At 73.3% G+C, this 14077-nt stretch carries 9 protein-coding genes; 6 read left to right on the forward strand and 3 right to left on the reverse strand.

What is annotated here, in order from left to right; genetic code table 11:
* Positions 1-188 precede the first annotated feature (188 nt).
* Positions 189-1409 carry an SGNH/GDSL hydrolase family protein gene (locus tag K8U61_RS23725; RefSeq protein WP_224125487.1) on the forward strand — a complete coding sequence of 407 codons (1221 nt, stop codon included), beginning with the start codon at positions 189-191 and terminating at the stop codon, positions 1407-1409.
* Between the two features lies 1 nt (position 1410).
* Here the strand turns inward: K8U61_RS23725 and K8U61_RS23730 are convergent, their stop codons facing one another.
* Genes K8U61_RS23730 through K8U61_RS23740 form a run of 3 tightly spaced genes read right to left on the reverse strand, consistent with a single transcriptional unit; the run spans position 1411 to position 5857 of the window.
* Positions 1411-2529 (reverse strand): alkaline phosphatase family protein, encoded by a 1119-nt coding sequence (locus tag K8U61_RS23730; RefSeq protein ID WP_224125488.1) that lies wholly within the window; start codon positions 2527-2529, stop codon positions 1411-1413.
* A 14-nt stretch (positions 2530-2543) separates the two neighbouring features.
* Positions 2544-3131, reverse strand: coding sequence for a DUF5998 family protein (locus K8U61_RS23735; protein WP_224125489.1), 588 nt, complete (start codon positions 3129-3131; stop codon positions 2544-2546).
* Positions 3132-3157: 26 nt separating this feature from the next.
* Complete coding sequence (locus K8U61_RS23740) at positions 3158-5857, reverse strand: bifunctional acetate--CoA ligase family protein/GNAT family N-acetyltransferase (protein ID WP_224125490.1); 2700 nt, start codon at positions 5855-5857, stop codon at positions 3158-3160.
* A 78-nt stretch (positions 5858-5935) separates the two neighbouring features.
* Between K8U61_RS23740 and K8U61_RS23745 the strand changes: the two genes are divergently transcribed.
* The 5 genes from K8U61_RS23745 to K8U61_RS23765 are packed head-to-tail and all read left to right on the forward strand — an operon-like array spanning position 5936 to position 13983.
* Positions 5936-8413 (forward strand): DNA gyrase/topoisomerase IV subunit A, encoded by a 2478-nt coding sequence (locus K8U61_RS23745; protein ID WP_224125491.1) that lies wholly within the window; start codon positions 5936-5938, stop codon positions 8411-8413.
* 4 nt (positions 8414-8417) lie between these two features.
* The gene (locus K8U61_RS23750; RefSeq protein WP_224125492.1) at positions 8418-9128 is read left to right on the forward strand and encodes an LppX_LprAFG lipoprotein; all 711 of its coding nucleotides are present in this window, start codon (positions 8418-8420) and stop codon (positions 9126-9128) included.
* The gene (locus tag K8U61_RS23755; RefSeq protein ID WP_224125493.1) at positions 9125-10876 is read left to right on the forward strand and encodes an MFS transporter; all 1752 of its coding nucleotides are present in this window, start codon (positions 9125-9127) and stop codon (positions 10874-10876) included. Before K8U61_RS23750 ends, K8U61_RS23755 begins: the two co-directional genes overlap by 4 nt.
* A gap of 22 nt (positions 10877-10898) precedes the next feature.
* On the forward strand, positions 10899-11390 hold the full coding sequence (locus tag K8U61_RS23760) for a beta-class carbonic anhydrase (protein WP_224125494.1): 492 nt from the start codon (positions 10899-10901) through the stop codon (positions 11388-11390).
* 58 nt (positions 11391-11448) lie between these two features.
* Positions 11449-13983 carry an ATP-binding protein gene (locus K8U61_RS23765; RefSeq protein WP_224125495.1) on the forward strand — a complete coding sequence of 845 codons (2535 nt, stop codon included), beginning with the start codon at positions 11449-11451 and terminating at the stop codon, positions 13981-13983.
* Positions 13984-14077 lie beyond the last annotated feature (94 nt).

Here is a 14077-nt window from a genome sequence, read left to right on the forward strand (position 1 = left end):
GCCAAGGGCGCGTTAGCGTGAGTCACGAGGACCTCCAGTAGGTGGGTAGGTGTGGTAACCCCCTCCGTACTGGAGGTCCTCGCTATTCGTCTACGCCTCGCCGTTCACAACCTGATGAGGAACTACAGCTAGTCGGCCTCACCTAGCCCCTTCCCTGCTACCGGCCGGTAGCCCTAGGGTGCGTGACCGTGGTCACATCTCGGGCTCGAGCCCTCCTCTCTGTCCTGACCGTCCTCGCCGCGTCGACCGCGGGTCTGCTCGTGGGGGTGTCGCCGGCCTCGGCCGACGGCCCCGGCGTGGGCACCCCGTGGGTCGTCACCCTCGGCGACTCCTACATCAGCGGTGAGGCCGGCCGGTGGGCCGGCAGCAGCAACGCCTCCTCGACCCGGGCCGACGCGCTCGGCCCGACGGCGTACTTCGACAACGCCAGCGGTACGGCGGAGACGATCAACCGCTGCCACCGCAGCAAGTCCGCCGAGGCCTACATCGGCGGCGGCGTCAACGGCTACAACCTCGCCTGCTCCGGCGCGACGACCGCGACCAGCGACGGCGACAACTTCAAGCCCGGCCTGGACTTCTACGACAACGGGGCCGGCAAGCGGGGCCAGGCCGCGATGCTCCAGACCTTCGCCGCCAGCCACCGGGTCGGCATGGTCGTCGTCTCGATCGGCGGCAACGACTTCAAGTTCGCCGACGTCGTGACCTCCTGCGTCGCCGACTTCCTCGCCTCCCCCACGTGGTGGAAGGACTACTGCTACGACGACAGCTCGGTGAAGGCCAACTTCACGAGCGCCAACGTCGCGGCCGTCCGCGCCCGGATCAAGAACGCGCTGCTCAACGTGGCGACCGCGATGCGCAACGCCGGGTACGCCGACAGCCAGTGGACGCTGCTGGTGCAGAACTACCCGAGCCCGATCCCGCGCGGCTCCGGCTTCCGCTACGCCGAGAGCGGCTACACCCGGCAGAGCACCGGCGGCTGCGGCTTCTGGAACAAGGACGCCGACTGGGCCAACGACACCGCCCTGCCGACCATCAACAACGCGGTCTTCGGCGCGGTCGCCGACACCGCGCTCACCAACACCCGCACGCTCGACCTGTCCTCGGCGTACAACGGCCGCCGGCTCTGCGAGAGCACCGTCGGGCTCTACGAGGAGAAGGGCCTCGCGAGCTGGACCTCCGCGGGCGCGGTCGACCAGACCGAGTGGATCAACCAGATCCGCACCGTGAGCACCTGCTGCTCCAACAGCCCCTACTACATCCAGGAGTCGCTGCACCCGAACTACTGGGCGCAGCTGGCCGCTCGCTCGTGCGTCCGGCAGGCCTGGAACGGCGGCGCCCCGCGCAGCGGGAAGTGCACGATCGCCGGCACCGGGCTGGTGAACGGCGAGCCGAGGATGTCCCTCAACTAGCTCAGCTGAGCAGCATCGGGATCAGCATCTCGTCGGGCGTCAGCGACCCGTGCAGGCCCACCAGGGTGGCCTCGTAGGGGAAGTCGACCGAGGAGAGGATCGCGGTGTCGCCGTGGCAGGCGACGACCACGTCGCCCAGGCGGGGCAGGACACCCGGGAGCACCGGGCCGAACCAGCCCCGCGCCACGGCGTCCTCGCGCGCGAGGACCGCCGCCCGGTCGCCGAGCACCTCGGTCCAGGCCGAGACCACGTCGGCGAGCGCGCCGCGGTGGCAGTAGAGGTGGCGGAAGCGCGCCTCGCCGCCGAGCAGGGCGACGCCGTCGCGCAGCTCGGTGCGCTCGTCGACGTCGACCCGGCTCTCGCTGGGCGAGTCGATCATCCCGTGGTCGGCGACCACGAGCAGCCGCACCGACGGCGGCAGCGCCTCGCGGAGCTGCTCGGCCTCGGCGTCGACCATGGACAGCTGCTGGAGCCAGGGACTGGAGGCGACGCCGTGGCGGTGGCCGGTCCAGTCGAGGTCGCCGTCGTAGAGGTAGGTGAGCGAGCCGGGCTCGACCGAGCTCGCGACCGCCGCGGCGATCCGCTCGCCGGCCTTGTCGGCGCCGACGTAGTCGGCACCGCGGTGGGCGGCCACGGTGAGCCCGCTGCTCCGGAACTCGCGCTTGTTGACCACCGTCACGGTCGCTCCGAGGGCGCGCAGCTGCCCGAACGCCGTGTCGTGCGGCTGCCACTCGAGCGGGTCGACGTCCTTGTCCCACAGGAGCGCGTTGAGCAGCTTGTCGGTGCCCGGGACCCGCGAGGTGAAGCCGACCAGCCCGTGCGCGCCCGGGGTCAGGCCGGTGCCGAACGAGGTCAGGCTGGTCGCCGTCGTCGAGGGCACGCCGGCGGTCGCGGGCGCCTGCTCGGCCAGCAGGGTCGAGAGGAAGGGCGCCATGTGGGCGTAGCGCTCCAGCAGCCGGGCGCCGAGACCGTCGACCAGGAAGACGACGTACGCCGGGGCATCGGGGAGCGTGAGGCCGGTCGGCGGGTGCGGCACGGGCAGGCCGAGGGCCGCGCCGACCGCCGGCACGACGTCGCCGAGCGACCGGTCGCCGTACGCCGGCTCGAGGAACCCGCCCACCTGCGCGCTGCTGCTCAGTGCTCGTGGGTGCGCGCGGACAGGGACTCGGCGAAGGCCAGGAGCCCGGCCACGGCGTCGGCGCCGTCGGCCGCGGCCGAGACCCGCAGCGAGAAGTCGTCGGCGGCGAGCACGCCGGTGTAGCCGTGGTCGGCGTCGCACTGGGGGTCGCTGCACCCGGCGGGCTCCAGGTCGACCCGGCTCACGCCGCCCCACCCGATGGTCATCACGGCCTCGACCGGCGGGTGCGGGCCCGCGGTCGGGTTGGCGATCATCCGGGTGACCACCACGGACCTCACCGAGGAGAGCCGGATCGCCTCGGTGGAGGTGGAGGTGTAGGGCTCGGGCAGCAGGTCGTCGCCCTCGTGCTCGTCGGTGTGGGCGATGATCAGCCGGCTCGGGGTGAGCACCACGACCGAGAGGTGCCGGCGCACCTCGTCGCGGTCGAAGGTCGGCTCGTGGTGGACGTAGAACGCCACCACCTCCTCGCCGGCGACGGCGCCGTCGACGCCGTCGGCGACCACCTCGGGGTAGTAGCCCGTGCGGTGGATGGCGTCCCTCAGCTCGAGGGCCCGGTCGCGGTCCTCGGTGGTCCTGCTACGCATGCCGGTCAGTCTGTCACGGGGCTCTTCTAGGAGGGCAGCGTGTCCCCAGCGGGCCGGGCCAGGCGGCGGACGAACCAGTCCGAGCGCGGGTCGACCACGGGGTCGATCCGGGCCGCGGCGGTCAGCACCGTCGACCGGTCGGCGCCCGCGAGGACCAGCGAGAGCTCGAGCGCGCTCACCTGCGGGAGGTCGTTCTGGATCTGCGCGACGCGCTGGATCAGCCGCTCGACCTCGGCGATGTCGACGACCTCGCTGCCGCGGTAGCCGAAGAGCATCGGGGCCGACTTGATCTCACGGACCATCGCCGCGGCGTCGCGCGCCCCGAGCGGCGGGATCCGGTAGGACCGGTCGGCGAGCAGCTCGGTGAGCGGCCCGGCGATCCCGAAGGAGACGACCGGCCCGAAGAGCGGGTCCTCGATGCTGCGGATCGCGACGGGGACGCCGGGCGGGGCGTTCTTCTGCACCACGAAGCCGGCGCTCTCGGGCTGCTGGATCACCGAGGTCAGCGTGTCCCAGGCGTCGGTCATCTCGTCGACGTCGTCGATGTTGCGCCACACGTGCGCCTGGTCGGGCCGCTCGCGCAGGTGCTCGGCGGTCGCCTTGAGTACGACGTCCCAGCCCAGCGCCTCGCCCGCGGCGAGCGCCTCCTCGCGGGTGGCGACCTGACGGGTCTGCCAGAGCTCGACGCCGTACGCCGCGAGCAGCGCCGTCAGCGACTCGAGATCGAGCTCGGTGCCGGCGGGATTCTCCACGACGAGCCGGTTGACCAGCGCCTTCGCGGCCGCGGCGTCGACCTCGGCGTCGTCGAGCGGGGCACCGTCGGGAGTGCGCAGCCAGACGGCGTACTCGACGACCCGGGCCAGCGCCCGGACCGCGGCCTCGACGCCCGGGTAGGACGGCACCGACCCGCGGCCGGCCGTCGAGCCGGCGACGTCGGGGACGCGCAGCAGCTCGGGCACGCCCTCGGCGCCGAGGAAGGAGGAGACCAGCGGCTTGTCGGACTGCTCGCCGACGGCGGCGAGCACGTTGGCGACGTCCTCGCCGGAGACGTTGATCGGCGGCACGTAGACCGCGACCACCGAGTCGACCTCGGGGTCGTCGATGGCCGCGTCGAGGGCGTCCTCGAAGTCCTCGGCGCCCGCGTCGACGCCGAGCGCGGTCTGCTTGTTGACCACGAGCCCGACGGCGGCGGCCGAGTCGGCGGCGAGCAGGCCGAGCGCGTCGGAGTTGCCGACGATCGCGATCCGGCGGCCGCGCGGCAGCGGCTGGTGGGCCACCAGCTGGGCCACGTCGAACATCTCGTCGAGCGTGTCGACCTGGATCACGCCGGCCTGGCGGAACATCGCGTCGACCGCGGCCGGCGGGGCCGCGATCTTGCGGACCGCGTGCCCCATCGGGACGCCCTGGGTGGTGCGACCCGACCGGACCGCGATGATCGGCTTGCGCAGCGAGACCCGGCGGGCGATCCGGGAGAACTTGCGCGGGTTGCCGATGGACTCGAGGTAGAGGAGCACGACCTCGGTGGAGTCGTCCTCCTCCCAGTACTGCAGGAGGTCGTTGCCCGACACGTCGGCGCGGTTGCCGGCGCTGACGAAGGTCGAGAGGCCCAGGCCGCGGTTGTAGACCTTCTCCAGGATCGCGGTGCCGAGGGCGCCGGACTGGCAGAAGAACCCGGCGCGGCCGCGCGGGGGCATCAGCGGCGACAGCGAGGCGTTGAGCGAGATCGACGAGTCGGTGTTGATGATGCCCAGGCAGTTGGGGCCGATCAGGCGCAGGCCGTAGGAGCGGGAGAGCCCGACCAGCTTGCGCTGGCGCACGCGGCCCTCGTCGCCGGTCTCGGCGAAGCCCGACGAGACCACGATGAGGCCGTGGACGCCCTTGGCGGCGCAGTCCAGCACGACGTCCTGGACCGACTCGGCCGGCACCGCGACCACCGCGACGTCGACCTCGTCGGGGATCTCGGCGACCGTCTTGTACGTCGGGAGCCCGGAGACCGCGCTGGAGGTCGGGTTGACGGCGTAGACCCGGCCGGTGAAGTCGCCGGTGATCAGGTTGCGCACCAGCGCCTGGCCGATCGTCTCCTGGCGGCGGCTCGCGCCGATCACGGCGACCGAGCGGGGGTTGAAGAACTTCTCGATCGACGCGGCCTCGGCCTTGTGCTCGCGCTGGTAGGTCAGCCCGATCGCCGTGTCGGTGGGGTCGATGGAGAACTCCAGCTGGAGCACCCCCTCGTCGTACTCGCTGACGACCTTGTAGCCGGCATCGCGGAAGGTCTGGATCATCCGGGCGTTGTCGGGCAGCACCTCGGCGACGAACCGCTCGACGCCGCGCTCGCGGCCGGCCTGGGCGAGGTGCTCGAGCAGGAGCTGGCCGATCCCCCGGCCCTGGTGCTGGTCCTCGACGAGGAAGGCGACCTCCGCCTCCCCCGGCTTGATCGTGTCGTAGCGGCCGACGGCGATGATCCGGCCCTGGAGGGTGAGCACGAAGGCGACCCGGGCGACGTTGTCGACGTGGATGAAGCGCTCGGTGTCCCGCTCGGAGAGCCGGGGCATCGGCGAGAAGAAGCGGTAGTACTTCGACTGGTCGGAGACCCGGGCGTAGAACTCGGTGAAGACCTCGCGGTCCTCGGGCCGGATCGGCCGGATGTGGGCCGTGCGCCCGTCCCGCAGCAGGACGTCGGCCTCCCAGTGGCTGGGCGCCGGGGTCGTGGGCTCCGCGTCGGTCACGGGGCGAAATCTACCGGGAGGGCCCGACACGGCGAGCCCCTACCGGTTCGGTCGGTGCCACTTGGAAGAATCGGACCCATGGCACGGCGTACGACGAAGCAAGGCCCACCCGACGACGACTTCGAGGAGCACATCCTCGACACCGACATCAAGCAGGAGATGGAGTCGTCGTTCCTCGAGTACGCCTACTCGGTCATCTACTCCCGCGCGCTGCCGGACGCCCGCGACGGCCTGAAGCCGGTGCAGCGCCGGATCCTCTACACGATGAACGACATGGGCCTGCGGCCCGACCGCGGCCACGTCAAGAGCGCCCGCGTCGTCGGTGAGGTCATGGGTCGGCTGCACCCCCACGGCGACGGCGCGATCTACGACGCCCTGGTCCGGATGACCCAGCCCTGGGCGATGCGGCTCCCGACCGTCGACGGCCACGGAAATTTCGGCAGTCCTGACGATTCTCCCGCGGCGATGCGTTACACCGAGTGCCGGATGGCACCGCCCGCGGTCGCGATGACGGGCTCGATCGACGAGGACACCGTCGACTTCAAGCCCAACTACGACAGCCGCGAGTACGAGCCGAGCGTGCTGCCCGCCGCGATCCCGCACCTGGTCGTCAACGGCACCACCGGCATCGCGGTCGGCATGGCCACCAACTGCGCCCCGCACAACCTGGTCGAGGTCGTGCAGGCGCTGCGCCACCTGATCAGCCACCCGAACGCCTCGGTCGACGACCTGATGCGCTTCGTGCCCGGCCCGGACCTGCCGACCGGCGGCAAGATCGTCGGCCTCGAGGGGATCCGCGACGCCTACGAGACCGGCCGCGGCACCTTCCGGATGCGCGCGACCGCGCGGGTCGAGGCGGTCACCAACCGCCGCAAGGGCATCGTGGTCACCGAGCTCCCCTACGGCGTCGGCACCGAGAAGGTCATCGAGCGGATCAAGACCCTGGTCCAGGGCAAGAAGCTCCAGGGCATCGCCGACATCAAGGACCTCACCGACCGCGACAACGGCCTGCGACTGGTGATCGAGGTCAAGAACGGCTTCGTGCCGGAGGCGTTGCTCGAGCAGCTCTACAAGCAGACCCCGATGGAGGACTCCTTCGGCATCAACGCCGTCGCCCTCGTCGACGGCCAGCCGCGCACGCTCTCCCTCAAGGAGATGCTGCGGGTCTTCCTCGACCACCGCTTCGAGGTCGTCCGCCGCCGCTCGGAGTTCCGGCGGCGGAAGGCCGCCGACCGGCTCCACCTGGTCGAGGGCCTCCTCGTCGCGATCCTCGACATCGACGAGGTCATCCAGCTGATCCGGTCCAGCGACAACGCCGCGGCGGCCAAGGAGCGGCTGATGTCGGTCTTCGACCTGACCGAGATCCAGGCCGACTACATCCTCGACATGCCGCTGCGCCGGCTGACGAAGTTCTCCCGCATCGAGCTCGAGAAGGAGCAGGACGAGCTCCGCAAGACGATCGACGAGCTCGACGCGATCATCCAGGACACTCAGCTGCGCTGGAAGGTCGTCTCCGACGAGCTCGCCGAGGTCGCCAAGACCTACGGCACGCCCCGTCGTACCGTCCTGCTCGAGTCGGCCGGCACCACCGTCAGCGCGGCCGCCGTGCCGCTCGAGGTGGCCGACGACCCCTGCTTCGTCTACCTCTCCTCCTCCGGCCTGCTGGCGCGTACGGCGAACGCCGAGCAGCCCGGCTCCGGCGGCGGCCGGGCCAACCACGACGTCGTGGTCTCCGCGGTCGCGGCGACCGCCCGCGGCGAGGTCGGCGGCCTGACCAGCACGGGACGGCTGGTGAAGATCGGCGTCCTGGAGCTCCCGCAGCTGCCCGACACCGCCAACGACCCGCACCTCGCGGGCGGCCTGCCGGTCAGCGAGATCCTGAGCCTCGAGACCGGCGAGCGGCTGCTCGGGCTCTGCACCCTGCGCACCGACGGGCCCGGCCTCGCGCTCGGCACCCGCCAGGGCACGGTCAAGCGGGTCAACCCCGAGGTCCTCGGCAAGGACGAGTGGGAGGTGATCCGGCTCGCCGACGGCGACGAGGTCGTCGGCGCGGTCGAGCTCGTCACCGGGTCGGAGACGCTGTGCTTCGTCACCTCCGACGCCCAGCTGCTCCACTTCGGCGCCGACGCGGTCCGGCCGCAGGGTCGCACGGGCGGCGGCATCGCCGGCGTACGGCTCACGTCCGGGGAGCGCGTCGTCTGGTTCGGCGCGGTCGATCCCGACGCACCCGAGGGATCCGTCGTGGTGACCTCCTCCGGCTCGTCGACGGCGCTGCCCGGCACCGAGCCGGGCGCGGTCAAGGTCGCGCCGTTCACCGAGTACCCACCCAAGGGCCGCGCGACCGGCGGGGTGCGCTGCCACCGCTTCCTCAAGGGCGAGGACACCCTGGTCTTCGCCTGGGTCGGCGCCGCCCCCGCGCGGGCGGCGGCCGCCAGCGGCGCGCCCGTGGACCTGCCGGAGGCCACCGGCAGGCGGGACGGATCCGGCCAGCCCGGCAGCCAGCCGATCGTGGCCTGTGCCGGTCCGGTCGCGGCCCGCGTGCGTGTGCAAGGGTGACCCCGTGCGACTCCCCCGCCGCCTGACCTCCGGCCTGACGGCCGCCCTGCTCGCCGCCTCGCTGACCGCCTGCGGCGGCGGCAGCGACGGCGGGGGCGGCGGCTCCGACCAGACCCCGGAGGAGGCGCTCGCGGCGGCGAAGACGACGCTCGACGACACCAGCGGTGTCACGCTCGGGCTGACCACCGACGACCTGCCCGACGGCGTCACCGGCGTCGAGAAGGCCGAGGGCGTCGGCACCCACGCACCGGCCTTCGACGGGACGATCACCGTGGTCCTGACCGGGCAGGCGTTCCAGGTGCCGGTGGTGGCCGTGGACAAGAAGGTCTACGTCCAGCTGCCGCTCACGACCGGCTGGCAGGACATCGACCCGGCCGACTACGGCGCGCCCGACCCGGCCCGGCTGATGAGCTCCGGCCAGGGCTTCTCCTCGCTGCTGCCGGCGACCACCGACCTCGAGCAGGGCGACAGCGTGCGGGGCGGCGAGGACAACAAGGAGGTCCTCACCACCTACACCGGCACGGTCGGCTCCGACGTGGTGAAGAACGTGATCCCGACCGCGACCGGCGACTTCGACGCGTCGTACACGATCAGCGACGACGACCAGCTGCGCAGCGCGACCCTGACCGGGGTCTTCTACGAGGACTCGGACCCCATGACCTACACGGTCACCTTCGACGACTACGGGACCGACAAGAACATCACGGCGCCGTGAGCGGGTCGCCGCGAGTCCTCCTCGGGCTGGCAGCGGTGGCGGTGGCCTTCGCCGCCGCCGACACCTACGTCGTCGTCCTCGCGCTGCCGGACATGATGGCCGGCGTCGGCGTACCCGTGGAGCAGCTGCAGCGGGCCGCGCCGATCGTCTCCGGCTTCCTGCTCGGGTACGTCGCGATGCTGCCCCTGATCGGTCGGATCGCCGACCTCCGCGGACGGGTGCCGGTGCTGGTCGCCGCGCTGCTGGTCTTCGCGCTCGGCTCGCTGGTCACCGCGCTCGCCTACGACATGCCGACGATGGTCACCGGCCGCTTCCTCCAGGGCGTCGGCGGAGGCGGGCTGGTGCCGGCCACGCTCGCGCTGGTCGCCGACCTCTACCCCGCCGAGCGCCGCGGCGTCCCGCTCGGCGTCGTCTCGGCGGTCCAGGAGATCGGCAGCGTCCTCGGCCCGCTCTTCGGCGCCCTGGTCCTCGCGGTCGCCGACTGGCGCACGATCTTCGCGATCAACCTCGCCGTCGGCCTGCTCCTCGCGGCTGCGATCCGCGGCGCCACGGCGGTCGAGGGGGGAGCCCAGCGAGCCCCGAGACCCCGTGCCTTCGACTGGCCCGGCCTGCTCCTCGCGCTCGTCACCCTGGCCGCGGGCATCCTCGTCTTCACCGAGCCCTCCCAGCTCATGCAGGACCTCACCTGGGGACAGCTCTTCATCCCGGTCGCCGGCGACGGCCGCTGGCTCACCCCGCTCGGCCTGAGCGCGATCGGCGCCCTGGTCCTGCTGGTGCTGCGGTGCTGCACGGCCGCGCGTCCCCTCCTCGACCTCCGGGCCTGGGTGGCGACGGTGCGCGAGGCCGACGTCGTCGGCGCGCTGCTCCTCGCGCTCGCCCTGGCCGGGGTGATCCTCGCCTTCGCCACCGCCGACCCCAAGATCCAGGTCTTCTCCGACCAGGGCCTCTGGTACCTCCTCGCCGGCGCCCTGGCCGCCCTCGCCTTCGCCGTCCACCTCCGCCGCACCCCGGCACCACTCGTGCCGACCGGCTCGCTGCGCCGTACGCCGGCCTGGGGCGCGATGCTCGTCAGCTTCTTCGTCGGCGCGGCGCTGATCGCCGCGCTCATCGACATCCCGCTCTTCGCCCGCACGACGATCTACCCCGGCGACCAGCTGGCGGCGGCGCTGGTGCTGGTGCGCTTCCTGGTCGCGCTGCCGGTCGGCGCGGTCGTCGGCGGCTACCTCACCCGGCGGGTCCCGGCCGGCGTCGTCACCGCGGTCGGCATGGCGGCCGCGGCCGCGGCCTTCCTCTGGATGGCCACCTGGGACCTCGACGACCTGCACAGCCCGCTCGCGACCGTGCCCCTGCTGCTCGGCGGCCTCGGCTTCGGGCTCGCGCTGGCCCCCGTCAACGCCGCGGTGCTGGCCAGCACCCGGGTCGAGGTGCACGGGCTGGCGAGCGCCTTCGTCGTGGTGTCCCGGATGGTCGGGATGCTGGTCGGCATCTCGGCGCTCACCACGGTCGGGCTGCGCCGCTACTACGCCGAGCAGGCCGACGTACCGCCCGCCCGCGAGGTCTGCGGCGGTGCCAGCCGGTGTCCGGAGTTCACCCACCTGCTCCGGGTCGCGGGCATCGCCCAGGAGCACACCGTCTTCATCGGCGCGGCCGGTTGCGCCGTGGCCGCCGGCCTGCTCGCACTGGTCCTCTTCCGGTCCGCCCCGACCCGGGCGGTCTCGACGGGCGACCTGCTCCGCGCCGCCGGCTGACCCGTCCGCTACCGTCGCCAGCGTGAGCTTCGACGACCTCCTGGCAGCCAACCGTGAGTTCGCCTCCGACTTCGCCTACGGCGGGTTCGACGGCGTCGCCCGAGCCGGTGTCGCGCTGGTGACCTGCATGGACTCCCGCATCGACCCGCTCGGGATGATCGGCCTCGAGCCGGGCGACGCCAAGATCTTCCGCAACCCCGGCGGCCGGGTGACCGAGGCGGCCCTCGAGGCCATCGTCCTGGGTGTCCACCTGCTCAACGTGCAGCGCGTGCTGGTCGTCCCGCACACCCGCTGCGCCGTCGCCTCCAACTCCGAGGAGGTGATCCGGGAGCGGATCGCCGAGTCGGCGGGTGTCGACGCCACCTGGCAGCGCTTCCACGTCATCGAGGACCAGGTCGCCACCCTCGGGCTCGACGTCCACCGCGTCACCTCGCATCCCCTCGTTCCCGAGACCGTCGAGGTCGGCGGCTTCATCTACGACGTCGACACGGGCCTGCTCGACCGGAAGTACTGACCCGCCGATAGCCCGAATTGACGGTGCGGAGCGCCACCTGGCGGCGCAGAATGTCCGGGTGGAGCTGTTGGAGCGCGCCTCCGCGCTGACCGCGCTGCGCGAGTACGCCGCCGAGGCCGCCACCGGCAGCGGTCGTCTCGTGCTGGTTGCGGGCGAGGCCGGGGTCGGCAAGTCGACACTGGTCGACGCCCTGCGGGCGCAGCTCGACGATGCCCGCTGGTACACCGGCGCGTGCGACGGCCAGTTCGTGCCGCGACCGCTCGGCCCGTTCCTCGAGATCGCGGCCGCGCTGGGGTCCTCGACGACCCCGAGCGAGCACCGCGACGACCTCTTCGCCCGCGTGCTCGCCGACCTGCGCGCCGCCACCGCCGACGGGCTCGTGGTCGTCTCCGTCGAGGACGTGCACTGGGCCGACGAGGCGACGCTCGACCTGCTCCGCTACCTGGCCCGCCGGATCGGGCACGACGCCCTGCTGGTGATCGCGACCTACCGCGACGAGGCGCTCGCCCCCGGCGAGCCGCTCCGGGTGGCCCTCGGTGACCTGGTCACCCAGCGCACCACCCGCCGGCTCGATCTCCCGTCGCTGACCGCGGACGCCGTACGCCGCCTGGCGGTCGACGCCGGCGTCGACCCGGACCGGCTGCACCGGCTCACCGGGGGCAACCCCTTCCTGGTGACCGAGGTCCTCCAGGCGGGCGCCGACGTCCCGGCCTCCGTGCGTGACGTCGTGCTCGCCCGCCTCGCGGCGCTCGACCCGGCCGCGCGGGAGGCCCTCGAGGTCGCCGCGGTGCTCGGGTCCCGGTTCGCCCACGCCGAGCTCGTGTCCGCCACCGGCGTCTCGACCGCCGGGCTCGACCAGTTGCTCGGCTGCGGGATCCTCGTCGACGACTGCCCCGGCCGGCTCCGCTTCCGCCACGAGATCGCCCGGCTCGCGATCGAGACGAGCCTCGCCGACCACCGCCGGCGGCCGGCGCACGCCGCCGTGCTCGCGACGCTGGCCGACTCCGGCTGCGACGACGAGGCGCGGCTCGCGCACCACGCCGAGGCCGCGGGCGACCCCGTGGCGGTCCTCCGGCACGCGGTCCCGGCCGCTCACCGCGCCGCCGCCCTCGGGGCGCACCGCGAGGCCGCCGCCCAGTACGCCCGCGCCCTGCGGCACGGCGACTCCCTGGGGTCGCGGGAGCGGGCCGAGCTGCTCGACGCCCTCGGCCACGAGGACACCTTCGTCGACCGCTGGGAGGAGGCCGCCTGGGCGCGCACCGAGGCGCTCGAGCTCTGGCGGGAGGCCGGGGACCCGCTGCGCGAGGGGGCCACGCTCAGCTGGCTCTCGTCGGTGCGGTGGCGCCTGTGCCAGGGGCGTGCCTCGAGCGACGCGGCCGCCGCCGCGGTCGCGGTCCTCGAGCCGCTCGGGCCGACCCCGGAGCTGGCCTGGGCCTACCTGATGCAGGCCGGCGACCTCGACGACGACCGCGAGCTCGGCGACCGGCTGGCGCTGGCGGCCGAGATCTCTGCCGAGACCGGCGCCCTGGACGCCCTGGTGACGGCCCGGGTCTGGTTGGCGCAGCGGGCGGCCGGCGCGGGCGCGGACTGGGAGCCGCTCATGCGCGCCGCCCTGGAGCTCGCCGTGGCCGAGCGGCTCGAGAAGCAGGTCGCGACGGTCTACGCGTCGGCGTACGAGCTCTTCGAGGTCGAGCGTCGCTACGCCCGGGGCGAGCAGTGGTACGCCGACGGGCTGGCCTACAGCGACGAGCGGGACATCACGACCTACTCCACCTGCCTGCGCGGCCGCCGCTCGCTCGCGCTGCTCGACCTGGGTCGCTGGACCGAGGCGGAGGAGCTCGCCGAGCTGGTGCTCGCCACCCCGGCCTCCCCCGCCAACCACCTGACCTCGCTCACCAGCCTCGGCCTGCTCCGCGCCCGCCAGGGCGACGACGACGCGGTCAAGCTGCTCGACTGCGCGCTCGACGCCGCGGACGACCTCGACGACCCGCCGTACGTCGTCCTGGTCCGGCTCGCCCGCGCCGAGGCCCGCTGGCTCGCGGACGACCTCGACGGCGCCTCCGCCGAGCTCGCCGCCGCCCGCGCCCGTGTCCACGACCGGCTACCGTGGGAGGACGCCGAGGTCGCGCGGTGGGAGGACCGGCTCGCCGGCCCGGCACCGGAGCCCGCGGTCGCGCTCCCCCACGACGCCGCCGGCTGGGACGCGCTCGGCTGCGGGTACGACGCCGCCCTCGCCCTCGTCGACGCGGGCGACGAGGCGTCCCTGCGCGAGGCGCTGACCCGCTTCGACGACCTCGGCGCCGACGCGGCCGCCGCGCTGGTCCGCCGGCGGATGCGCTCGGCCGGCGTCCGCTCCATCCCCGCAGGCCCGCGCCCGACGACCCGCGAGCACCCGCTCGGCCTCACCCAGCGCCAGCACGACGTGCTCGAGCTGGTGGCCGAGGGGCTGACCAACGCCGAGATCGCCGCGCGGCTCTACATCAGCGCCAAGACCGTCGACCACCACGTGTCCGCGGTGCTCGGCAAGCTCGGCGTGGCCAGCCGGGTCGAGGCGTCCGCCGCCGCCGAGCGGCTCGGCCTGCTCAGCGCCTGACCCATCCGCGTCACCTAGGGAGCTGCCTAGGGAGGTGCCGACGCAAGATGGGGGTGGCTCACCGATTCGCCGACCCCCGCCGCGGCGCGAGTCT

The sequence above is a fragment of the Nocardioides mangrovi genome, from assembly GCF_020073815.1.
Taxonomy (GTDB): Bacteria; Actinomycetota; Actinomycetes; order Propionibacteriales; family Nocardioidaceae; genus Nocardioides; species Nocardioides mangrovi.